We start from the raw sequence: 25,166 nt of genomic DNA, 5'->3' as shown, positions 1-25,166 counted from the left end.
CTAGTTAAAATAAAAACAAGAAACCAGCCTATTTTATAGGCTGGTTTCTTGTTTTTATTTAAGCAATTGCTTTATATTCTCTGCATGATACACTTCACAAATATAAAATACACATTTGCAGTTACTTACAATTTGATACTTTCTAGTTGGATACACATTCGCTGTAACAGAACATCCATCAAACAATTCAATAATATTTCCAGATGGCTGATATCCTTCATATAATACGTTTCTTCTTACTTCCATCTTTTCTATGAGCTTTTCAACAGGAATATTTCCACTCTCTAATTCACTCTTTATTGCGTCCGGTAAAAACGAAGTGTCTGCAAAAATTAGATTTTCAGATAACACCTTTCCTTTATAACTAACATTAGATACACGGTAAAGAAATGTTCCATCTTTATCAAAGAAATTCTTTGCTTCTTTCGGAATGTACTGTCTACCAAGTGCCTCTTGTTCAAGAACATCAAACTGAACTGTATCATTTAAAAGCTTTTCTAAAGCATGAATGGATGATGTATCTCCAGAAAATAAAATATTTTTAATTGCTTGTACATTATAAGTGAATTCATTCTTTCTATTTTCCGCTACTAACATGAGGAACACCTCTTCTGTAATTTTTTTATTTAAGATTTAAAAGTGCTGCCGCGTCTAATTGCGTAATTTCAGTCACTTCCTTACTGAATATTGCAACAGAAGCCCTATAATCTAAACTAGGCCTTACATCTTCCATCATTGTATTACTTGCTAACTCTTGTCTATCCTTAAAAACCAACAAGTTTGGAGGATCATTTGGAGCTGATACTGTAATATGTACTGGTGGAATCATTAGTCCTTCACCTGTCGCTTTCAGCACCGCTTCTTTTCGAGTCCAATATGTTAAAAAACCTTCTATTTTCTGTTCATTTGGCAGTTTTATAACTTGCGCTATTTCAATGTCTGTTAATACACCTTCTGCCATTTTCATAACATCTATACTTGGATTCATTTGTTCTACATCTATGCCAACAGGTGCAGATTTTGTAAATGCAACGACAACCCACTCACCTGAATGCGAAACGGATAATTGCGGCATACCTTCTGGTAATTGTGGTCTTCCATGCTGCAATTTACATACTGAGCACATTCGATCAATTGGTACTTGGACTGGTGACATAGAAAGTATCTTGCCGAGAACTAATCTACTTATTACGCAACCTATTATAAAACGAGCTCGATCTGCCGAATGATGATACGAATTTGCTTTCTCTCGCTCTATATCATTTAGTAAATTGTAATGCCATGATTGTAAATCCGAAATTCTTGCCCACCATATTTGACAATCATTCTCATTTAAAGTTGGAATAGAATCTACAACTTTACTTTCTATCATGTAAACTCTCCTTTATTCAACGAATATCAATTTTTATAAAAAAGCATACGTATATTGTTATTCATTGACAAGTACTTTCTCTTTTTCTGATACAGATAATGTTTTTTCTTTCTTCTTTGACATTACCTCTTTATCGGAAATACGTAAAGAAAATAGTAGTGCTATGAGCAAAAATATTGCTGCCCCAATTAATGCTGCTTGATATGGTAAAAAATCGGATTGAACGTTATTACCTCCAAAACCAGCTAGTATACTAGCTAAAACCGCTACTCCTATTGCTGAACCTAGTCGATTTTGCACATTGAATATAGTAGTCGCTCTCCCCATAGAAGGCGGCGTGATATTGTTAAAGGCAGAAAATTGAACCGCACCGACAGATTGACCTAAGAAAATACCGATACCAAACAATAATGCCCGGATTTGCCACGGATTCGTATCGTGATTTACAAAACTCAATAAAACAAATATAACCGCCGTACATATTAATCCAATAGAAATTACCTTTCGAGCTCCTAATTTCTTATATGACCATGGTACAATTTGTGAAGAAATCATTAATCCAATCGCCTCTGGAAATGTCGTAAGTCCTGATTCCAGTGCAGAAACTCCTATCACATTTTGATACATAAGAGGAAAAACAAATAACATTCCTAATAAACCAGCTGATGAAAATAATGATATAATGCTCATCTTTCTAAAGACTGGTTCTTTTAATAAGCGTAAATCTAACATCGGTTGCTTTACTTTCAGTTCTACAATTATAAACAATGTAATGAATACACCCCCAGCTATCCCAGTACTCATAATTTCTGGAGAAATCCACCCTTTTGATGGTCCCTGGCTGAGTGCATATATGAGCATCGCAAATCCTGGTGCTGATAAAATAAAGCCGAGCGAATCAAAGCGACCAGCTGATTTTTCAACATGTTCTGCTAAAAATAGAAGTCCAAATAGCAATGCAACGATTCCAAACGGTAGATTAATATAAAATGCCCAACGCCAAGACATTTGATCTACAAAGAAACCACCGATGATAGGACCAATTGCTGGTGCTACAGCAATTGGAAGTATAATAAACCGGGAAATCTTCGGTCTTTCCTCTGGTGAAAATGTTCGAAATAACATCGCCATTCCAACCGGTGTTAAAAGCCCTCCGCCAGCACCTTGAATAATACGGAAAATATTCAATGAAGTAATATCGTTAGCCATTCCGCATAAAGCAGATGCAATTGTAAATACGAAAAGAGCAATTAAAAATACTCTTTTCGTACCAAAACGATCTCCTAACCAACCAGAAATCGGAAGGAAAACAGCTAAACTAACTAAATATCCAACATTCACCGTCCCCATTGCAGATGGAGGTACTTGTAGTTCTCTACTTATCGTTTGCAGTGCTACATTTACAATCGTTGCGTCCATCGCAGCCATAAACATCGCAGTTATATAAACGATACTTACAACTACTTTTGGATTTAGTTTTTCTTCCATTATCGTTTTCCTACTAATGTTTTTTCGCGAACTTGATTACCTTGTGGATTCAAATCTTTCCAGTTATATTCAACATATTCTAAGCAACTCTGCCTACTAGCTTCTTCATATACGACATTCCAGCCAATAGGTACATCGAGAAAAGCAGGCCAGAGAGAATACTGGCCCTCCTCATTTATTAATACTTTATATGTGTAATTATCATTTTCAAATGGATTCGTCATACTCTACTTACCCCTTTCTTATTCTGCAAATATTTCGCTAATACTTGTCCAATTTCCGTAAGTGGACCTGGCTGACATAGATCTTTATGTCTACAATCAATATCGTGCTGCACAATTTGCCCATCTAAATAATTTAGCCACGTATTTGGAGAAATAGGATCAAACCAGTCTGGTATAACAGTAGATCTAAAGAATAAGATATCTCCGTTATAAACTTTCGGTACATATTTCCCTAACAACCCTACTGAATTTACATATGTTTCTTTCAAGTTCAATATAGTCTCTTCTTCAAGACTTGCTAATGCACTTCCATCTTTACGAAGGATTTCAACTGCACTTTCCATTGTAAGTGGTTTACCATCCATGTTATCTGGGTCATATCCGCCTAAAGCAAGTAATGCGATTAACGCTTCCTCTTCAGTAGGCGCTTCCGTATTCGGTAAGAAGTGTCCAGGATAAGAATCAAGCATAACGAGTAATTCTACTTCTTCCCCTTCATTTTGTAATTGCGCTGCCATTGCATGCACAACATTTCCTCCAAGCGACCAACCTAATAAACGATATGGTCCATGAGGCTGTACTTCACGAACGTGTTTCAAGTAATCCGCCGCCATCTCCTCTAAACTTTTTGGAAGTTCTTCATTTTTAGCGATACCACGTGCTTGTACACCATAGATTGGATAATCTGTTCCTAAAGATTTCATAAGTCCTGCATAGCACCAACTTAATCCACCTGCTGGATGTACACAAAATAGTGGTAATTGATCCCCGCTTGCTCGTAATGAAAGCAACACATCAAGTGCACTTTGACCATTCCCCATCTCAAGTCTTTCAGCTAACCCTGCAACAGTCGGTGCTGCAAATAAAGTGCCAATATTTAATTCCACTCCAAGCGCCTCTTTCATGCGGCTCATAAGCTGCACTGCAAGGAGTGAATGGCCACCAAGATCAAAGAATCCGTCATCAATTCCAATTTGAGGTACACTTAGCACTTCTGTAAACAAGTCACATAACATTTCTTCTTGCGGTGTTCTTGGACCACGACTAGAAGATGATGCGATAAATTCTGGAGCTGGCAATGCCTTTCTATCTAATTTACCGTTTGGAGTTAAAGGTAACTCATTTACTACTACAAAAGCGTATGGAACCATATAATCTGGTAAACTACCACTAGCAAACTGACGCATTTCATTCGTATCAATCGCTTCATTATTTGATGCAACGATATAAGAAACTAACCGTTTATCCCCTGGTTGATCTTCCCGTACAATAACGACTACTTGCTCAACTTTAGGGTGCTTCATTATGACTGCTTCTATTTCTCCTAATTCAATTCGGAATCCACGAATTTTTATTTGATGATCTGCACGTCCTATATAATCTAGCGTCCCATCTTTACGCCAGCGAGCTAAGTCTCCTGTACGATACATTCTTGTACCTGGCTTTCCAAATGGATCTGCGATAAAGCGTTCAGCCGTTAATCCTGCTCTTCCTAAATATCCACGCGCAAGCCCTGCACCTGCAACATACATTTCTCCAACTACTCCAGGTGGCACTGGTTGTAAATAGTTGTCTAATACATACACTTTAAGGTCAGGTATACTGCACCCAATTAAACTATTTGCTCGTAAAGAGACGATAGTTTCATCTAATTCAATATAACTAACATGTACTGTCGTCTCCGTAATACCGTACATATTAATAAGCTTTGGTGCGTTATGAGGATGTCGACTATACCAATCTTCTAAGCGACTTAGCTCAAGTGCTTCTCCTCCAAAAACAACATATCGTAAAGATAATTTTTGGCCAATCTCTTCATTTTCACGATCTGCTTGCATCAATTGATAGAACGCTGATGGAGTTTGGTTTAAAACCGTAACCTTTTCTTTAACAAGAAGCTGTAAAAATTCTTTCGGTGAGCGACTTACAGTATGTGGCACTACAACTAAACGCCCTCCGTATAATAAAGGTCCCCAAATTTCCCAAACCGAGAAATCAAAAGCGTATGAATGGAACATCGTCCAAACATCGTTTCCGTCAAACTGGAACCAATGATCAGTTGCTCCTAAAAGTCTTACTACATTTTGATGAGGTATCATAACGCCTTTCGGTCTACCCGTTGAGCCTGACGTATAAATAACGTAAGCAATATGTGATGGAGATAATGGCTTAATACGTTCCACTTCATCAATATTTTCTTCACTATATTTCTCAACTTCTGCTATTACTTTTACATCATCAACTAAAACTTTTAGTGCCTCATCACATTCAATTTCCACTTCTGAATTCGTTAAAACACATGTTGGTTTCGCATCGTGTAGCATAAATGAAATACGGTCTGCTGGGTAATCTGGATCTAACGGAAGGTATCCAGCACCAGCTTTAAGAACAGCTAATAAGCTTACAACCATGTTTAATGATCTTGGCATCGCTAAAGCAACGAGTTGATCAGGACCAATCCCTTTTGCTATTAGGAATCGAGCTATTTTATTTGCTTTTCTATTTAACTCTTCATAAGTTAATTTCTTATCTTCAAAGACAACAGCAATAGAATTTGGATTTATATGAACCTGCTTTTCAAACAATTGTGGCAATGTCATTTCTGGTGCAATTTGAAAACCACCATTCCACTTTTCTAACACTGTATTTTTCTCTGCTACAGTTAATATTTCTAATCTGCCAATTGATTGATCCGGATTTGTAGCTGCATCATCTAATAACAAAATGAATCGTTCTATTAGTTTTTGAACCGTTTCACGTTTATATAAATCGGTACTAAACTCTAGTAATCCATGTAAACCGTTCGGAGTACCATCAACCCCGTTACTCTCACTAATTTCAAATGTTAAATCAAATTTTGCAGAACCGACGCTTTGAATTTCAAGGCTCGCTTCTATATCCGGGGCATCAAAGATTGCTTCTGGCGTATTTTGGAAAGCTAACATAACTTGAAACAACGGGTGGCTGTTTCGAGTACGTACTGGATTTAACACTTCAACAAGCCTTTCAAATGGAACATCTTGATTTTCATAAGCTGCAAGATTTACCTGCTTCACTCTATTTAATAATTCTTTAAAACTTGGATCTCCTGATGTATTTGTACGTAACACTAATGTATTTACAAATAAACCAACAATATCTGAAAGTACATCATCATTTCTTCCAGCAATCGGACTTCCAATTGGTATATCAGTGCCTGCACCTAATCTTGTAAATAGTGCACTAAGCCCTGCTTGCAATACCATAAACAAACTAACTCCATTTTTACGTGCAAGCTCTACTAACCTACTATGCATACCTTCATCTATATGAAAATGAATTGTTTCCCCGCGGTAACTCGTCTCAATTGGACGCTGGAAATCTGTAGGTAACTCCATTTGGTCTGGTAAACCTTTAAGTTCTTCTTTCCAAAAATCTAATTGTGTTGAAATAAGACTCTCTGGTGTCGTTTCATCACCTAGCAATTGCTGTTGCCAAAGTGCATAATCCGCGTATTGAACTGGTAGTGTCTCCAGCTGAACTCTGTCACCTTGACATCGCGCTTTATACGCCGCTGTAAAATCTCTCGTTAACGGCTGTAATGACCAGCCATCACCTACAATATGATGTAATAAAATTAATAATACATGTTCGTTTTCACTCACTGTAAAAAGTTGTAAACGAACTGCCGGCTCAAAATCGAGGTTAAAGCTATATCTTACCGCCTCTGAAAGTACACTTTCTAATTCATCTTTACATGTATTAGTTATAACCATTTCTAGATTTAAGTTTTCCATATCTAAAATTCTCTGATAGGAACTACCTAATACGTTAGGGAAAATTGTTCTAAGTGTTTCATGTTTCTCAACTACATCATAAAAAGCACCTTGTAATGCTTCCCGATTCAATATTCCATTCATACGAATGACTAGCGGAATATTATAAGTAGGACTTGGACCTTCTAAACAATTTAAGAACCATAACCTGCGCTGTGCAAATGAAAGTGGAACTTCATTTGGCCTACTTGCTTTCTGAATAGCTGGTCTTGCGCTTTTTGCATGGTTTAATTGTTTCGCCAGTTCGGCAACAGTTGGTGATTCAAATAGTTTCCCAATTCCTAATTCCACACTTAACGTTTCACGAATTCTTGCCATTAAACGAGATGCAAGAAGTGAATGTCCACCCATTTCAAAGAAATTATCATCAATGCTAATTCGAGAAACACCAAGTACTTCTGCAAATAAATCACATAATATTTCTTCTTTCGGATTTCTAGCAACCCTCTCATTGTCCATTCTATTAAAATCAGGAGCAGGTAATTTCTTTCTATCCACCTTACCATTTGGCGTTAATGGTAATTCTTCTAGCACAACAAATGCTGATGGTATCATATAATTCGCTAAACTTTCTGAAACATAAGAACGAATTTCTGAAAGATTAATCGGTTCCTTTTCTTCTGCAACGATATACGCAATGATGCGTTTATCATTTGGACGATCTTCTCGTACTATTACTACCGCTTGTTGAATATTTTCATGTCGTTGTAATACCGTTTCAATTTCAGCTAATTCAATTCGGAATCCACGAATTTTAATTTGATGATCTGCGCGACTAATGTACTCTAACGCACCATCACTACGCCATTTCACAAGATCTCCTGTACGGTACATGCGCTTCCCTGATTCTCCATAAGGATTTGCAATAAACCGTTCAGCTGTTAACTCAGGTTTTCCTAAATATCCGCTTGCAAGTCCCTCCCCTGCAATATATAATTCCCCAATAACTCCAGGTGGAACTGGTTGTAACCCTGCATCCAATACATACACTTCTGTATTGCAAATTGGCTTTCCAATAGGAGGTATACCCTTTTCACCTTCATCAATGTTCATGAAAGTAGACCAAATCGTCGTTTCAGTTGGTCCATATAAATTAGTTATTGAGCAACCTAATTCTTTTAATTTATTTGCTAAATGCTCTGGAAGAGCTTCACCACCAACTAGTATATTTAGCCCTTGTAGCTTCTCTGGATAATCAGTTACTAACGCCTGCCAAAGCGTCGGTGTAGCCTGCATAATGGTCACTCTTTCTTCTTGTAAAAGTGTCGTTAATGCTGATGGCTCTTGTATGTCTTCTTTTTGCGCAATTGTTAAACTTGCACCACTAATAAGAGGTAAATAAATTTCTAGAGCAGAAATATCAAACGCAAACGTTGTAACTGCTAATAAATGATCATTTTCATTTAATGAAAACTTTTGTTGCATAGCCATTAAAAAGTTACTTAAACCTCTCATAGGAACAATTACACCTTTTGGGTTTCCTGTTGACCCTGAAGTATATATTGTATAGGCTGGGTTTAAAAGTGATACATCATTCTTACATGCTATATTCATACGAGAATATGTATGTAACGCTAGTTTCGTTTCTTCTTCATCTAATACAATTTTTTTCATATCATTTTCTATAACTAACTTAGATGAAACAGATGAATGTGTTATGATACAAACTGGTTTTGCATCATTTACTATATAATTAATTCTTTCTGCTGGGTATTCTGGATCTATTGGTAAATACGCTGCACCAGCCTTTAAAACTGCTAGCATACTAACTACCATTTCTATTGATCTAGGGAATACTAAAGCTACAAACTGGTTTGGTCGTATTCCTTCTTCTACTAAATAATGTGCTAGTTCATTCGCTCGTGCATTTAGCTCTTTATACGTAAGGTTTACACCGTCACAAGTAATGGCTAGTTTATTGGGATTTTTTTGCACTTGTTTTTCAAATGATATAGGCAGACTGAGTAACTCATCGTCTTCCTTCGTTTCATTCCATTCCAATAAAACTTTATGATTTTCTTCAGGCAGAGTAATGTTTATTTTTCCAATCGACTCGTTTTTCTCATAATTATTTACTACTAATTCAAATAGACTCATAAATCTTTCTTTATGCAATGCTAGCTCCGCGCCATTATATACTTCAGGATTTGCATCAAAATGAATCATTAGCTTATTTTGATCAAAACGTTTATATACATTTATTGATAAATCATCGACAGGTCCTGCTGATAAATTATGCGTAATACCACGATTTCCAGCAAAATTTAGCCCGTAATCAAAAGGCATAACATTCACTAACGGTCCAAACAACCTTTGATTTTCACCTAGTAACTTTAAGTCTCTTCTTAACTCCTCATGACGGTATTTATAATGGCGACGTACATCTCGGATTTCTTTAGAAACTTGCTGCAATAATTCCGCAAGAGTTATATTTGGAGTTACTGTAATACGAAGTGGCACTAAATTCATTACCATACTTGGTGTATGAATAGATACCGAACCTAGACGTCCCATCATCGGTAAACCTAAAACAATATCATTTGCACCTGTTAACTTATGCATATAAATACTTGTTACAGCGACAATGAATTCCGGCCAACTTGTTAACGAAATATTGATATCTTCTAATAAAGTTTTCGTGCTAGAACTAGATAAATAAGCTGTTTCTCGTGAAAATCCATTTGATGTTCTCGGTGCCCGCTCTGCCAAGCTTACAACTTCTGGTTCATCCGCAAATTTTTCTAACCAAAAAGTACGATCTTCCTGAAATTTTTTAGAATCACGATACTCAATATCTTCTTGCACAACTTTTGTAAGAGAACCAAACGGCTTTTCATTCTTGTTTGTTTCTTCTATAAGTGATGTATACTCATTCGCCACTTTTTGGCTAAGAAGTGAAAATCCATAGCCATCCATCACAATGTGATGGATGCGCTGATACCAAAAGAAACGATTATTTTCAACTTGAATAAGTGCTTCAGTAAATAATGTATCTTTTTTCAAATCGACTGGCATAGATAAATCATTTTTCATCCATACTTTAGCAGCTTCTTCAGGATTTTCTTCTTTACGAACGTCAATAAAATGCATATGAAACTGTGATTCTTCAATAACTTGCCATGGGCCAATTTCATCCTCCTCGAAGCGAACATGAAGTGCTTCTGCTTCTATTACAACTTTACGTACAGCTAATTCAAAAATTTCTTGATGAATATTTCCGTTTATTTCTACATATTCCCCAGTATTGTAAATTGGATTAAGCGGATCTAATTGTTGCGCAAACCACATACCAGACTGCGCAGATGATAACGAATGACGAATCTTTTGACTGTTAGGCATTCTTTACTACCCCTTTATTATGTAGTCTATTTGTTACAGCACCTGTGCTGTTTGTGAAGATAGTAAACTGTACCAACCTGCAACAGTTGGACGTTCTGCTAAATGTGCAAAAGTGATTTCTTTCCCTTCACGACGCCACTTCTCTACTAAACTCATAATTCTGACCGAATCAAGCCCTCTATTTAATAAGTCCTCATCAATATCAATACTCTCTACTGGCTCACGAAGTAGTTGTGCAACTAGTTCATGCACTTCCTGTATAGTGATTCCTTCACTCTCATCATCTTTTACACTTTGTAAATCGTTTAACAGTAGGTTTGTTGATGTCGTTACTGCACATCTATTAGATGCATACTCCAATGCTTGTTTATGATGCTCTAGTGAAAAATCAGCAACTGCATCTGCTACAAAGAACGGCTCTATACCATCCATAAATGCTTCACAAGCTGTTAAAAGACAGCCAATATGCGCATAAATACCGCAAATAATGAGTTGATCTTTTCCTTGTTCATTTAAAATTTCTAATAGATTTGTCTTTTTAAATGCACTATATCTCCATTTTGTGAGGAATATATCATCCTCATCAGGAGTAAGTTCATCAACAATTTTCTTTTTATCTGGTCCAGCAGGTATACCGTCACCCCAAAAGTCTTGTAATAAACCTCGTTGTTCTAACGTTTGCCCACCAGGTTGTGCTGTATAAACAACTGGTATACCAAGTTGTTTACATTTTTCTCTTATCATTTTAATATTTGAAATAAGTTCTACTTTTGGTGATTCTTTATCGCTATATGCATCAAGAAAATATTCTTGCATGTCATGAATTAAAAGTACTGCACGTTTCGGATCTGGTGTCCAATTCACTTTATTTTTTGGTAGTTCTGATTCAATTGGCATTTTATATACTGAAATAGATGGGATAGCCATCTAATCACTTCCTTCCGGTTTTTATTATTGTTTTACTGTAATAAGCTTTTCAGCAATGACTTTACGTAGTTCTTTTTTGCTGACTTTTCCGACTCCTGTTTGCGGGAATGCTTCAATAAATTCAATTCGATCTGGAATTTTATAAGCCGCTATACCACGTTCTCTTAAAAACATTTTTAATTCACTTACTGCTGGAACTTGTCCGCGAGCTATAACAAAAGCACAGGTGCGTTCACCTAAATAATCGTCAGGCATAGATACAATTGCTACGTCATGGACCGAATCGTGTGCTAATAGATGATTTTCAACTTCTTCCGCAGCAACTTTCTCACCACCGCGGTTAATTTGATCTTTATCTCTTCCTTCTACAATGATGTATCCTTGTTCATTTACTTTTACAAGATCACCTGTGCGATAAAATCCATCCTTTGTAAATGATCGTGCATTATGCTCTTCGGCTTTATAGTAACCACGAATTGTATATGGACCTCTTGTTAATAAACTACCTACTTCGCCAGGTTGTACTTCGTTGTCATTTTCATCAACAACTCGTACTTCATCGAGTGCAGACATTGGTCTACCTTGTGTATAAATAATAAATTCTTCCGGATCATCTAATCTTGTATAGTTCACTAATCCTTCCGCCATACCGAACACTTGCTGTAACGTACATCCAAATGTAGGACGTATACGTTTTGCAACCTCAGCGCTAAACTTAGCACCACCTACTTGAATAACCTCTAGGCTTGATAGATCGGCATTACGAGAAGATGCAGCATCAAGCCAAATCATTGCTAATGGCGGAACGAGCGCTGTAATTGTAACTTTTTCTTTTTCGATAAGAGCAAAGGCCTCATCTGGACTACCACCAGTTGCCAATACCACTTTTCCACCCGCATAGAAAGTTCCAAATGTCCCTGGAGAACTCATTGGGTAATTGTGTGCTACTGGAAGAACTGCCATATAGACGCTTTCTGCATTCAAATTACAAATTTCAGCGCTAACACGTAAACTATAAATATAGTCATCATGTGTTCTAGGAATTAATTTAGAAAGACCTGTTGTGCCTCCTGATAATTGGAGAAATGCAACATCACTTGGCTGAACTTCTGGTAATGAGACGGGATCCATATACAGATCATTTATGTTCACAAACTCTTCTTCTTCTCCCACTACAATTACATGTTGTAAAGTTGGCACTTTCTCTTTCACTTCTCTTGCTAATTTTCGATAATCAAAACCGAGAGCCTTATCTGAAATAACGTAAGCGCTCGCCTCGCCAAACTCACAAAAATAACTAATTTCACTGCTTCGATGTGAAGGTAGTGCAAAGACAGGAAGCGCTCCAATTCGAAATAGTGCAAAGCATATTTCGAAAAACTCGATAATGTTAGGTAACTGGATTACAACTCTGTCCTCTTTCTTTATTCCTAAATTCAGTAAACCTGCTGCTAAACGATCTACCTTTTTATTAAGTTCACTATATGTTATATGCTTCTTACCACTTACAACCGCGATTCGATCTCCATATTTCTCAGCCCGCTCTCTTAACACTCCTCCAAATGTTTCACCAAGCCAACATCCTGCTTCTCGGTAACGATCGGCAAATTCTTTTGGCCATTCTGTATAACCTACTAGCATTCTTTCTTCCCCCTATTTTTCATTAAGTGAACTATCTCTTAACCCTAAAGCTTTTAGCATTGTTTGGAACTTAGCTGATGTTTCTGCTAACTCATCTTCTGGTTTTGACTCAGCAACAACTCCAGCTCCTGCATATAAACGAAGTGTATTTTCTTGTACTTCAGCACAACGAATTGTAACAATCCATTCTCCATCTCCATTTAAATCGCTCCATCCTAGCATTCCTGTAAAGAACTCGCGGTCAAATGGCTCAATATGCTGTATAGCTTCTCTTGCTTTTTCCATCGGAGTTCCGCAAACTGCTGGCGTAGGATGAAGGGCAATTGCTAATTGTAAAGAAGAAGTATTTGGATCCTTAAGTTCACCTTTCACTTCTGTAGACAAATGCCACATCGCTTCACTATGAATAACTGATGGCTTTTCTGGAACATGTAATGTATGACAATACGGACGAAGTGCAGCGGCAACCGCTTCAACTACTACCGCATGTTCATGTAAATCTTTTGGCGAAGAAAGTAATTCCTCTGCTCTTCTTTTATCTTCTACTGGGTCCTCACTACGTGGCCTTGAACCAGCTAACGGGTTAGAAATAACTTGCATACCATTACGTGAAACAAGTAATTCAGGGCTTGCTCCAATTAGCGTCTTACTGTTCTCTTTTTCATCTTTCGGTAAATTTACAGCAAATGTATAACCATGCTTATTATGCTCTGCTAATTCTCGCAGAAGTTTTTGCTTATCAATCTTTTCGGAAGATTTAACATCTAACGATCTGGATAGAACGATTTTCTTTAAATCACCGTCCTGTATTTTTTCAATTCCTTGCTTCACACCATTCATATAAACTTCAGGGTCTGGCACTGGTGTCATTTCAAATGTTACATTCTCATTTGTTTCAAGCTGATTTGTTGTATCCAATTGTAAACGCTCAGAAATTCTGCTATATTCTGGTACGATGAGTTGGACTTCTTTTCTACGATCAAATGGCAAAGCACCCACAACGATAGGATTTGGATTTCCAGCTTGTTTCGCATTACTTAATGTCGCTTGCACAAGCTCTGGGAAACTTTCAATTTCACGATGCTTTACTGTAGTAAACTCTCCTTCTGCTAATATCGTTCGAGTTGGTGAAGCGAAAAAGAATGAAGATTCAGTCTTATAATCTTCTAAAAGTTTTTCTGACAATTCCTTTACAGCTATATGTTCATTCATAATATAATAACCTCCTGAATTTTTATTAAACTCCTAACGTAGCACCGCCATCAACACATAAATTGTGCATTGTAATATGACTTGCTCTATCTGAGGCTAAAAATAACACTGCTTCAGCAACTTCTGAAGGTTGTGCAATTTTTTGTAATGGAATTCCGAGTCTATATGTATTTTGAGAACCAGCAATTATATTTTTAGCTCCATTCTCATCAGCCCATAGTAATCTTTGCATCTCAGTTTCAGTAGAGCCTGGAGAAACTAAGTTGCAGCGTATATTGTATGCCGCAAGCTCTAGTCCTAAACATTTCATAAACATCGTCGTTGCGGCCTTTGACGCAGCATACGCAGCCATCTCCATTCTTGGCGTATTTGCCGCATTTGAACCGACTGTAACAATTGCCCCCGATTTTCTTAACATCATATTTTTACTTACCGCTCGGGACATATTGAAAACCCCTGTAGTATTTACAGAGAATGTTTTAGTCCAATCTTCATCACTTAACGAATGAATTGGTCCCATACGTAAAACCCCTGCAACATTTATTAAAATATCTATTGGCGCTATTTCATTTGCAATATGATTTACCATGTCTTCAACAGCGGCGCTATCACTCACATCTAAACGAAACGTTTTCATACGTGTATTGTTTAATTCATTTTGATTTAAGAGTACATTTAACCCCTCTTCATTTTGATCAACCGCAATAACTGTGGCTCCTCTTTCTAAAAACATTTTGGCAACGACACTGCCTATGCCTTGTGCTGCACCTGTTACTAAAACTGTTTTCCCATCAAATTCCCCTAAGTTCATTTTCTCTATCCTTTCACATAAACATTAATTTCATTAAGTAACACCGATGATACTGATTTTCATTATCAGTTGTGTTGTAAAAAATAATACACTTACTAAACTAATTGGTCAAGTGCGCATTACTTTAAAATCCATTTTATTGATAATGTTTTTCATTTACCATCTTACACCGAAATGATAATGTTTCTCAATAAACTTGTCAATCTTTTTTTATTTTTCAGATAAACCATTTTAATGCTTCTTAATAAAATCATATGTAAACGCATTAAAAGTACTTATATTATAAATAAAATTCAAAGTCCTCTTTTTAAAATTGAAAAAACTAAACTAGAGATACGTTCATTTACAATGCTTTATAAAAAACTCAAGTATATATTTTCTCAATATTTTTCTGAAAATATATCTTACAAATACTAATGAATGTCTTCTTTATCATTTAAGATTTAATATATATTTCGAATACGATGTATCAATTTATTATATTCCAAATGGGTATTCCACTCACTTTTACATCTATAAAAATCCCAAAAGTAATTTAACCTTGTTAAAATAACTCATAAAAAAGCATCCTAATTAATAGAATAGGATGCTTTTTCGTAATCATAGTGTTATAGAAGATTTGTATACTTATGCTACGCTGCGATACTCTTCTTCTTTTTCTTTTTTCTGCTTAGGTGCTTGAATTAAAATTGCGATAATGAATGACACGACACATAATACACCTATTACCATGAACGTTGGTTTGAATCCACCTAGAAGTGCACCGATAAAGGAACCTGCAAGCGCCCCAAATCCAAATCCTTGATACACAATTCCGTAGTTCTTACTATGGTTTTTCATACCGAAGAAATCACCAACAATAGCTGGGAAAATAGTGATATTTCCACCAAAGCAAAACGCTACACTTGCTACACATACGAAGTAAATACCATAATTTAAATCTACAAAACTTAGAACTAAGACTGAACTCGCCATAACAACAAAAGTACCAGTAACGATTTTTAAACGCCCAATTTTATCCGATAACGGTCCTAAAATGATACGACCTAATGTATTGAAGATTGCAACCATAGCCACCGCATTAGCAGCTGTTGCTGCGCTAAGTCCTACAAGTTGAACACCAATGTCTTTTACCATACCAATTAAGTATAAGCCACTCATACATGATGTAAATAACATGATAAATAATAAGTATACTTGTTTTGTGCCTAACATTTCTTTCGTTGTGTATTCCTCAGTTTTTGTTTCATGAACTGCTCCTTGATCTGCAGCTTGATGGATTAAACAAGCACCAATTACAATCATAGCTGTAACAATTAAACCCCAGTATATAAATGCTTGGGATACACCAACTGATTCAATCAACTGTGCGTTAACGTATTTAAAGATTAAGCTACCTGAACCATATGCAGAGACAGAAATACCAGCAATTAAACCTTTACGCTCTGGAAACCACTTTATTAAATTTGATAGTGAAGTGATATATGCTGTACCATCTGCATAACCTACAACAACTCCCGCTAGTACATAAAGTAATATTAATGAGGATGCTTGTGAGCTAAGTATTAATCCTAGTCCTAATGCTAATCCAGCTATCATAATAAGTTTACGAAGTCCCCATTTTTCTTGCAATTTACTCGCAAATAAAGTTGAAAATGCTAAAGAAAGACTAGTAATTGAGAAAGTTATCGCAACAGCGTTAAGACTCCAACCGTATTTACTAACTAAAGGCTGATTGAATAAACTCCATGTATATATCGTCCCAAGCCCCATTTGTACTATAACTGTGCCAAGGACAACAAGCCATGGATTAACAGTTGATTTTTTCATACCTTTCCGCCTCCTCTTTCTATTTCAATGCTATTCGCTAAATTTACTTTTTTTATGTTCATTTTGGTCACCTCTTTTGATTTAACACCTTCATTGTATAAGATGTTTTTGTTTATGTAAGCACTTACAAGACAGAGCGTCAAAAACGTAGAATCAGTTACAAAAAACGAAGGATGAAATACAATAGAAAAATTTTTTATACTTCAATCCACCTTATTTTTTATAAAATCACAAATTTTTTTCCAATAAATAAAACTAAATATTCACTAATATATCTATCCGTGGTTTAATATATATAATAAAAAAATATTTCTGTCTTTAATGAGGAGGTACTATGAAAGCAAACGTAGGGGATACTATACTTTTTCAACGAAATAATTTAAAGATTACAGGATCTGTATTAAAACTTTATACTGAATCGGTCTTAGTTGAAATTACAAATGTAAGCGGTGGTACTTTTGAATTTGATCGAACAATTGTAAATCATAAAAACTATAAAGTTTTAAATACAAATACATAAAACAACACAAAATAGCCCCTGCTCAACAGCAGGGGCTATTTTATATAAAAATATTTCACTAGTTTATATACCCTAAAACATTAACAATCTTACTCGCTTTTAAATTGTTAATATGATAATAAATTTCTAAACCTCTTCTCTCTGCTCGTAACACTTTACCCTTCATTTTTGATAAATGTTGTGAAACAGTAGATTGCGGAATATTCAGTAACTCTGTTAATTGTGTTACATTACAAGTTTTTCTCGTACTTAATTCATTTACAATTTGCAGTCGGATTGGATGCGCCATAATTTTTAAAATATCTACATCTTCTTCTGAAACTAAAGTTTTTCTCATTTCACTCGTATATGTTGTCATAAGACATTCCCCTTTTATATGAATTCCATATTCATAAGATCTATTTCCAAATTTTTTAAAACCCTTGATTAAAACTTTTATATAGAAATAAAAGGATTTTAAATTTTTGAAAACAGAACTTACATTCACTTTATTTATTTATTTGGTACATATACATAATACAATGTTAATATGTGCTCTATGTGAAGTTCACATAAATTTATGATGAAGATTTACTTAGCCACTCGCATCCTACTCATCTAATTACCCACTGCATAAAATCATCAGTTATTTTAACACATTTTAGGCGTTTGTATATACTATTTATAAAACAACTTTTATAAAGGGGGATTCATATGCCTACAGCGTTACAAGAAGAAGTCGAAGAAGCACGGGAAACATATGTCAGTCGTATCATCTTAGTTGGAGGATCCGCTTTATTTTTAGTAGGCGGGGTTATCTCAGCAATTTCAGCCTTTAAAACTTATAATCGTTTGGAGAATACGCCGCCTTCTACAGATAATTCATAGATATTTTATAAAATAAAACGTCGCCTCCAATATGAAGAGACGACGTTTTATTATTCATACATATGACACTAAAAGTATCGGTAGATTCCCTACTCCATTTTCTAAGCTTACTTCACCACAAACCTAGTCTGACTACACCCATCCTTCTGCTTCGTTACTTCTAATACAGCTGGCATTGCGTTTTTCAGCTCTTGAACGTGTGAGATGACACCGATAAATCGGCCTGATTTTTGTAAGTCAATTAAGGCATCTACCGCTTTCGTTAACGATTCTTCATCTAATGAACCGAACCCTTCATCGATGAACATCGTTTCGATGGAAATACCGCCTTCATATGCTTGAATGACATCTGCCATTCCTAGCGCTAGGCAAAGTGATGCGTTAAATTTCTCTCCACCGGATAGTGTTTTTACATCGCGTGTTTGGCCAGTGTATGCATCGTACACATCTAAACCTAATCCACTTTGACGGTTTCTTTTTTCAACTCGCTCACTTCGTTTTAAATAAAATTGTCCATTTGATAATTTACGTAGTCGTTCGTTTGCGATTTGAACAATTTGTTCTAAATACTCAATTAAGATGTAACGTTCAAATGATATACGACTTTCGTTATCACCTTTCATTACTTCATATAAATCAACAAGTTCTTGGAAGGCTTTTTCTTCCTCGTGAATTTGTTCGTCAATACGTCTAATGTTTTCATGTAAATCAGAAATATATGTTACCGCATTTTGCGCACGTTGACGTTTTTCTTTAATGATATCGAGATTAATTTCTAGTTCTTTTATGTGTTCACCTAAAGATGTAATATCCATATACTCTTTATCTTTTAATTCTAAGTTTAACTCTTCAATTTGTTTTGCAAGCACTTCAAGCGATGAATAATAACCTTGAATTTCTTTTTGTAACATCTCCATCTCGGGATCGCTTAATTTGGCTTTTTTATACGTGAATTCATCTGTAAACCCGCTTTGTTCTAGCTCTTTCATAAAGCGTGCGAAAGTCCCTTCTTTCTTTAATTTTGCACTTTCAAATTGATTAGAAGCACCTTTTTGTTCTGCTTGAATACGTATATTTTCATTTTGCCAATGCTGATACGCTTCCTGCACTTTCTTCCATTCGTCCTCCATTAACCTAAGTTCCTGCATAGCTTGGTCAAACTGTGCTTTCCAAGCTTGTACTGTTTGTAAGTTTTCTGGAATATTTCGTTTATCATGTTCATATGACGTACGAAGTTGCATACACTCCATTTCTGTACGGTGCTGCATTGTTTCCAATTCTCGTTTTTGTTTCTGAAGTTCTTCTATTTTTTCTTCTACGCTTTTCATGTTCGCAGCAATCTGCTTACGTGTTTCTTCACTTGCTTTTAACGTATTAACATCTGCAGCTAATTGTTTTCCTTTTTGAACAAGTGCACTATATGTTTCAGCTAATTTTTCCGAATTGTAGCCGCGCTTCACAACTTCTTCTATCACTTGTTCATATTGTAGTCGATAGAAATTCCATTTCTCCTCTACTTGCACATGGAATTTTTCAGCAATGTTCTTCTTATCTCTTAAATCGTTTAACTCTTTTTCATCGATCGCATTACTTTGCTCTGTAGCTTTTTGTGGATGACTCGTACTACCACATACCGGACAAGATTCACCGTCATGTAAATGAAGAGCTAATATACCAGCTTGTTCACTTAACCAGCGGCGCTCCATGTTTTCATATGCACGAACTGCCACTTGCATTTTATTATTTGCCGCTTCTTTTTCTTGCTCGAATTTTTGTTTTTCTTGCCAAACATCATATGCTTGTTTTAAAACTTTTGCATCTTCTCGCATATTCGTTAGTTCTTCCACTTTAGCTACATATTGCTCAAGTGCTTGTTCTAATTGCTGCAATTCATCAGACATTCTCTGTTTTTGGTTTGTATGCTCTTCTAGTTGTTGATCTAACTTTTGCATACTTTCTTTTAATTTCCCTATTTGAATTTCGGCATTTTGTAAATTCAGCTTTCTCTCAGCTAATGATTCAATAATCGCTTGTAACTCTTCTAATCTTTGAACAAGTTTTTTAGCCTCTTCTCGTTCAGCTTCTTTATTCTTTACTACTTCATACTTCTCCTTAGCAAGTTCAAAGCTATTCATTATCTGTTCTTGTTTGACGATTATCTGTTTTAACAAACTTTCAGCTTTCTGCTCATTTTCCATCGCTTCTTCATACCATTGTTCAAATGGTAATAAGTGCTTTGCTTGTTCCGCACGTTTAAAGAATTTTTCTTTCCTTTCAATTGCTGCACGGTTCTCTTGTAAAGTGTTATATTTCTCATTCTTTTGTTGTAAATCTATAAATTTCTCATTTACAGATTTTGCTGCATGAAAACGTGTTTCTGCATCCTTTAATTGCTTCGTTTGAACATCTTGTTCTACTTGTAATTGCTCAACCTCTGCCTTATACACGGTTGTTTCTTGTTCTAACGCTTCTACTACTTGATGCGTATTTACATGTTCTTGTGCCACTAATGTCTCTAATAATGCTCCATCACGGATTGGTAATTTAAAAACATTACGGAAATAGAGCTCTCTCTCTTTTTGTTTTTCTTGTAAGACGTCTTTCCATTGTTTTCTCTTTTGATCAAGTAACTCACGCATTAATTTATAACGATCCGTTTTAAAAATACGACGTAAAATCTCTTCTTTGTTTTCCGTCTCAGATGTTAATAGTTTTCGGAATTCCCCTTGGGGTAACATAACAATTTGGCTAAATTGATGTTTACTTAACCCAATTAAATCTTCCACTTTTTTGTTTACGTCTGTTACATGAAAACGATCGACGGCTGGAACGTTTTCTCCATCAATAACTTCATATAATTCTACTGCATGTCCTGTAATAGTCTTATTCCCTTGTTTTTTATGTCCAAGTTGTCGTTTTATTTCATAGCGTTTCCCTTTTAACTGAAAGGTTAATTCAACACTTGTATAAACATTATCATCAGCAAATTGACTTCGAAGCATGCTCGTATCACTACGTTCTTCTCCACTAGCCTCACCATATAACACATAACAAATCGCATCAAAAATCGTTGTTTTTCCAGCTCCTGTATTCCCAGAAATAGCGAAAATACGATGTTCTCCAAGATCTTCAAAATCGATTATTTCTTTCTGTTTATATGGCCCGAATGCTGTCATAATAAGCTGAATCGGTCTCATCCTCGTTCACCTTCCCGTTCTTGCACTGTTTGTAATACATCTATAAATAGGCGTTCTTTCTCTTCTGATAAATCTAACCCCTTCATTTCTTTATAGAAAGCCTTTAAAAGAGATAAATCATCCGTTTTATGTCTTGAAACAGTTACTTCATTTGTATCTGTGAGTTCTCGCCTTTGCATCGCTCTTTCAACGTGCATTGCATTTGGATATACAGATCGTATTTTCTCCATCGGCTGTAAGACAGGGTTTTCGTCTAATAATTTTACAAATACGTAATCTTCACTTACTGGGTGCTGTAATAATTCATCTATTTTCGCTTCTACTGTTCGCATTTTACGACGTGGTGAAAGTAATCTTTTTTCAATTGCTACTTCACCAGTTTCATTCAGTTCTACAATGTAATAACCTTTTTTATGTTTCTCTTCAGAAATTGAATAGGCAAGTGGTGAACCTGAATATCGAATCGTCTCATTACGTACGAAATGCGCTTGATGTAAATGTCCAAGCGCTGTGTAATGAAACTTATCAAAATAATGACTATTTACATATTCAGCACCACCAATTGAAAGTGGTCGTTCTGCATCACTTGTATTCTCCTCCGCTTCTCCTGAAGAAGTTACAAATGCATGTCCAACAAATACATGTCTAGCTTCTTTATCCATCGTTTCAGAGAGCTCATTCATAAAAATGCGCATCGCATCATCATGAGAACGTACGTCTTCATTTTTCAACACGTGCCTCACTATGCTTGGGTCTGCATACGGTATTAGATGGAAGTGAACCTCTCCATATTCATCATTTAGTACAACAGGTTCATACGGGAATTGAAATTGACCTGCAATATGTAATCCTTGTTTTTTCATTAAACTACTTCCAAAATGGATACGATCCGGACTATCATGATTACCAGCTACCGCAATAACTGGTGTTTGCAAATCAATAACTATTTTTTGCAGCACATCATTTAATAAGTCTACTGCTTCTGTAGGTGGAATTGCTCGGTCATATAAATCCCCTGCAATAATTACAGCATCTGGTTTTTCTTCTTCAACAGCCTGTACAAACTGATCTAATACAATCTTTTGGTCTTCAGTCATATACACGCCATGAACAAGCTTACCTAAATGCCAATCCGCTGTATGAAATAACTTCATATTTTTCTACTCCTTTTAATTTACTGATTTTAGTGAAACGAGTTGATAGTTTATTGTAGTTTTTCCGTTCTCCCACTCTAGCTTCAATATCGTTGCACTTCCAATTCTTTCTTCATTTGATTTATATAAAGGCAATATTTCTTGAACTGTAAATAAGTGATAGCCATCCAATATTAATTGAAATATATTTTCTTCAATATGTAATCTTACTTCTTTTTCATTTGAAATAATTTTTGTGTGCATCTCAAATTTCATGATAGATACAACCCCTTTTTATAATCTCTACATTTTAATAGTATAGTGGCTATGCAAGATTGACAAGTACATACACAGCAAAGTACACACTTTTCTATTGTTATATACTTCATGTATTTTATATAAAATACGGTATGTGAAATTTTATATTTTCCCCAAAATAAAAATGCCTATTATGACATCTTTATTTTTGTATAAAGTCTTTCATTACATAATATAAAACGGTAATTAAGACGATTGCGACGAAAAATGAGAACACTGCGACAATGTAGCCATCTTTATTTAATAAAATACAGAATGAAATAGATATTATAAAAATCGGAAATACGAGACGTACTTTATCCTTCACTTCTTCTGTCGTATCTGTATGATGAAAATACTGCGTTATTCCTATCATTAAAAAAGACAAAATAATAACCGACAATAGTAAAGGTCCTGGCATTCCGATTTCTCCTTTCTCTATTTCTAATTCAGTGTAAAATTTTTTATTACAATTGTACGATTTATTTTTTCTTCAAACACACTTTTAGAATTGATAATGAACATTTCACACCTATATAATAGCGCTTTTATCATTATAACTTCAAATAATTACACTTACAGTAATGTTGTAATATTCCCCCTCAGTCTCTGAAATCCTGCAAAGATAACTCGTCAAAATATGCAGTGACCAAATTAATATTTACCGTCAACTTTTGACAAAATTTATAAAGGACATTTCAGTACATATCAAGAATTAAGAATAAGAAGATATGTAAGGGAGGATGCATTATGACTGAACAAGTTTTATTTTCTGTTAGTGAAAACGGCGTTGCGACAATTACTTTAAACCGTCCAAAAGCACTTAATTCTTTATCTTATGACATGTTACAACCTATCGGACAAAAACTTAAAGAGTGGGAACACGATGAGCGTATTGCACTTATCGTGTTAAAAGGAGCTGGCACAAAAGGTTTTTGTGCAGGCGGCGACATTAAAACTCTTTATGAAGCGCGTTCCAATGAAGTGGCATTGCAACATGCAGAACGTTTTTTTGAAGAAGAGTATGAAATTGATACATATATTTATCAATATACAAAACCGATTATTGCTTGTTTAGATGGAATTGTAATGGGCGGTGGTGTCGGTCTTACAAATGGTGCGAAGTATCGCATTGTAACTGAGCGTACGAAATGGGCAATGCCAGAGATGAATATTGGCTTCTTCCCAGACGTCGGAGCTGCATATTTCTTAAATAAAGCGCCTGGATATACAGGACGATTCGTTGCTTTAACAGCATCTATTTTAAAAGCTTCTGACGTATTATTTATTAATGCTGCTGATTACTTTATGACATCTGATTCATTACCAGAGTTTCTTACTGAACTTGAAAGTGTAAATTGGCATAAAGAAGATGATGTACATACTAATTTAAAAGAAGTTATTCGTACATTTGCAACTGCTCCAAACTTAGAAAGCGAGCTCGCTCCTTCATTAGAAGTAATCAATTCACATTTTGCTTTCGATACAATTGAAGAAATCATCCATTCATTGGAGAAAGATGAAAGTTCCTTTGCTCTAAAAACGAAAGAAACACTGTTATCAAAATCCCCTATTTCACTAAAAGTAACATTAAAACAGTTTATTGATGGAAAAGATAAATCCGTTGAAGAATGTTTCGCTACGGACCTTATACTTGCTAAAAATTTCATGAGACATGAAGATTTCTTCGAAGGAGTACGCTCCGTTGTCGTTGATAAAGATCAAAATCCGAATTATAAATATAAACAGTTAAGTGACGTTTCAGAAGAAGATGTGAATCGTTTCTTTAACTTACTTAATGCATAAAATGAAATTGTCATGAGGGGGTGTTTCGTTCATCCCCTACCTAACTTCTTTGCTTCAGCTAAATCTTGTGCGGTGAAAATCTTACTACCCGCAAATAGCGGGATAAAATCGAAGCTATATAGTAGTGTAATTACAGCTACTATATAGCCTTTTTTATTTAATTATTTTTAACAAAATTTAATTTTATTAAATCCATTTTTGTGCTACACTGATTTTAATCAAATATTCTAAAAATAAAAAGGAGGGGCGGCTATGATAGAAAATTATCTTCTTTTCATCATTATGTCTATTTGCCTTATCATTTTACCTGGTCCAGATACAGCAATGGCTACGAAAAATACATTGGTTGCTGGTAAAGTCGGTGGAGTGAAAACAGTGTTTGGTACATGTATTGCACTATTAATTCATACTTTAGCTGCTGTAATTGGTCTTTCTGCACTTATTGTAAAGTCAGCTCTTTTATTTTCTATTTTCAAGTACGTTGGGGCTCTATATTTAATTTATATTGGTATTAAAGCCCTTTTAGCAGTAAGAAATAAAGAAGGCATTGATACGAACGATATATCTTTAAATAATGAAGATGAACACACCTCTTGCTTTCGACAAGGGTTTCTTACGAATTTATTAAACCCTAAAGTTGCAGTATTCTTTTTAACGTTTTTACCGCAATTTTTAAATCCAAATCAT

19 protein-coding genes are annotated in these 25,166 nt (G+C 35.4%); 4 read left to right on the top strand and 15 right to left on the bottom strand.

Going from position 1 to position 25,166, the window contains the following annotated elements:
• Positions 1-54: 54 nt before the first annotated feature.
• The 10 genes from HMPREF1014_RS11620 to HMPREF1014_RS11575 form a co-directional block, all read right to left on the bottom strand.
• On the bottom strand, positions 55-597 hold the full coding sequence (locus tag HMPREF1014_RS11620) for a hypothetical protein (RefSeq protein WP_000959126.1): 543 nt from the start codon (positions 595-597) through the stop codon (positions 55-57).
• A 25-nt stretch (positions 598-622) separates the two neighbouring features.
• Positions 623-1,372: a 4'-phosphopantetheinyl transferase Sfp gene (gene sfp / locus HMPREF1014_RS11615; protein ID WP_000572998.1), complete on the bottom strand. Its 750-nt coding sequence runs from the start codon at positions 1,370-1,372 to the stop codon at positions 623-625.
• A 57-nt stretch (positions 1,373-1,429) separates the two neighbouring features.
• Positions 1,430-2,860: an MDR family MFS transporter gene (locus HMPREF1014_RS11610; protein ID WP_000391557.1), complete on the bottom strand. Its 1,431-nt coding sequence runs from the start codon at positions 2,858-2,860 to the stop codon at positions 1,430-1,432.
• On the bottom strand, positions 2,860-3,084 hold the full coding sequence (locus tag HMPREF1014_RS11605) for an MbtH family protein (protein ID WP_000184059.1): 225 nt from the start codon (positions 3,082-3,084) through the stop codon (positions 2,860-2,862). The genes HMPREF1014_RS11610 and HMPREF1014_RS11605 overlap by 1 nt, the downstream gene beginning before the upstream one ends.
• The gene (locus HMPREF1014_RS11600; RefSeq protein WP_001133915.1) at positions 3,081-10,238 is read right to left on the bottom strand and encodes a non-ribosomal peptide synthetase; all 7,158 of its coding nucleotides are present in this window, start codon (positions 10,236-10,238) and stop codon (positions 3,081-3,083) included. Before HMPREF1014_RS11600 ends, HMPREF1014_RS11605 begins: the two co-directional genes overlap by 4 nt.
• Positions 10,239-10,271: 33 nt before the next feature.
• Positions 10,272-11,165 carry an isochorismatase family protein gene (locus HMPREF1014_RS11595; RefSeq protein ID WP_001007268.1) on the bottom strand — a complete coding sequence of 298 codons (894 nt, stop codon included), beginning with the start codon at positions 11,163-11,165 and terminating at the stop codon, positions 10,272-10,274.
• A 24-nt stretch (positions 11,166-11,189) separates the two neighbouring features.
• Positions 11,190-12,806, bottom strand: coding sequence for a (2,3-dihydroxybenzoyl)adenylate synthase (locus tag HMPREF1014_RS11590; RefSeq protein ID WP_000960120.1), 1,617 nt, complete (start codon positions 12,804-12,806; stop codon positions 11,190-11,192).
• Positions 12,807-12,818: 12 nt separating this feature from the next.
• The gene (gene dhbC, locus HMPREF1014_RS11585) at positions 12,819-14,018 is read right to left on the bottom strand and encodes an isochorismate synthase DhbC (protein WP_001002075.1); all 1,200 of its coding nucleotides are present in this window, start codon (positions 14,016-14,018) and stop codon (positions 12,819-12,821) included.
• Positions 14,019-14,043: 25 nt separating this feature from the next.
• Positions 14,044-14,829, bottom strand: coding sequence for a 2,3-dihydro-2,3-dihydroxybenzoate dehydrogenase (dhbA, locus tag HMPREF1014_RS11580; RefSeq protein WP_001048432.1), 786 nt, complete (start codon positions 14,827-14,829; stop codon positions 14,044-14,046).
• A gap of 627 nt (positions 14,830-15,456) precedes the next feature.
• Positions 15,457-16,659, bottom strand: coding sequence for an L-lactate MFS transporter (locus tag HMPREF1014_RS11575; RefSeq protein WP_000750126.1), 1,203 nt, complete (start codon positions 16,657-16,659; stop codon positions 15,457-15,459).
• 334 nt (positions 16,660-16,993) lie between these two features.
• Between HMPREF1014_RS11575 and HMPREF1014_RS11565 the strand changes: the two genes are divergently transcribed.
• Positions 16,994-17,179: a YkvS family protein gene (locus tag HMPREF1014_RS11565; RefSeq protein ID WP_000646793.1), complete on the top strand. Its 186-nt coding sequence runs from the start codon at positions 16,994-16,996 to the stop codon at positions 17,177-17,179.
• A gap of 58 nt (positions 17,180-17,237) precedes the next feature.
• Here HMPREF1014_RS11565 and HMPREF1014_RS11560 read toward each other — a convergent pair whose 3' ends face one another.
• Entirely contained in the window at positions 17,238-17,537 is a 300-nt protein-coding gene (locus HMPREF1014_RS11560) for an ArsR/SmtB family transcription factor (RefSeq protein ID WP_000214801.1), read from the bottom strand.
• Positions 17,538-17,872: 335 nt separating this feature from the next.
• Here HMPREF1014_RS11560 and HMPREF1014_RS31540 point away from each other — a divergent pair, with 335 nt between their 5' ends.
• Complete coding sequence (locus HMPREF1014_RS31540) at positions 17,873-18,046, top strand: hypothetical protein (RefSeq protein ID WP_001141667.1); 174 nt, start codon at positions 17,873-17,875, stop codon at positions 18,044-18,046.
• A gap of 107 nt (positions 18,047-18,153) precedes the next feature.
• On the opposite strand, the gene HMPREF1014_RS11550 is transcribed toward HMPREF1014_RS31540, so the two are convergent.
• The 4 genes from HMPREF1014_RS11550 to HMPREF1014_RS11535 form a co-directional block, all read right to left on the bottom strand.
• Positions 18,154-21,243 carry an AAA family ATPase gene (locus HMPREF1014_RS11550; protein WP_001247414.1) on the bottom strand — a complete coding sequence of 1,030 codons (3,090 nt, stop codon included), beginning with the start codon at positions 21,241-21,243 and terminating at the stop codon, positions 18,154-18,156.
• Positions 21,240-22,397, bottom strand: a complete 1,158-nt coding sequence (locus tag HMPREF1014_RS11545; RefSeq protein WP_000765150.1) for an exonuclease SbcCD subunit D — start codon at positions 22,395-22,397, stop codon at positions 21,240-21,242. Before HMPREF1014_RS11545 ends, HMPREF1014_RS11550 begins: the two co-directional genes overlap by 4 nt.
• Before the next feature lie 15 nt (positions 22,398-22,412).
• The gene (locus HMPREF1014_RS11540) at positions 22,413-22,652 is read right to left on the bottom strand and encodes a DUF2584 family protein (RefSeq protein ID WP_000667346.1); all 240 of its coding nucleotides are present in this window, start codon (positions 22,650-22,652) and stop codon (positions 22,413-22,415) included.
• Positions 22,653-22,836: 184 nt separating this feature from the next.
• The gene (locus HMPREF1014_RS11535; protein ID WP_001119404.1) at positions 22,837-23,094 is read right to left on the bottom strand and encodes a hypothetical protein; all 258 of its coding nucleotides are present in this window, start codon (positions 23,092-23,094) and stop codon (positions 22,837-22,839) included.
• 329 nt (positions 23,095-23,423) lie between these two features.
• Here HMPREF1014_RS11535 and HMPREF1014_RS11530 point away from each other — a divergent pair, with 329 nt between their 5' ends.
• Positions 23,424-24,479, top strand: coding sequence for an enoyl-CoA hydratase/isomerase family protein (locus HMPREF1014_RS11530; protein ID WP_000139776.1), 1,056 nt, complete (start codon positions 23,424-23,426; stop codon positions 24,477-24,479).
• Between the two features lie 252 nt (positions 24,480-24,731).
• Positions 24,732-25,166 (top strand): LysE family translocator (locus HMPREF1014_RS11525; RefSeq protein ID WP_000572355.1); only part of this gene is annotated, 435 nt, incomplete at its 3' end.

The sequence above is a fragment of the Bacillus sp. 7_6_55CFAA_CT2 genome, from assembly GCF_000238655.1.
GTDB classification, from domain to species: Bacteria; Bacillota; Bacilli; order Bacillales; family Bacillaceae_G; genus Bacillus_A; species Bacillus_A cereus.
The sequence above is the reverse complement of the archived record's forward strand: the minus strand, read 5'-3'. Positions and strand labels throughout refer to the sequence as shown.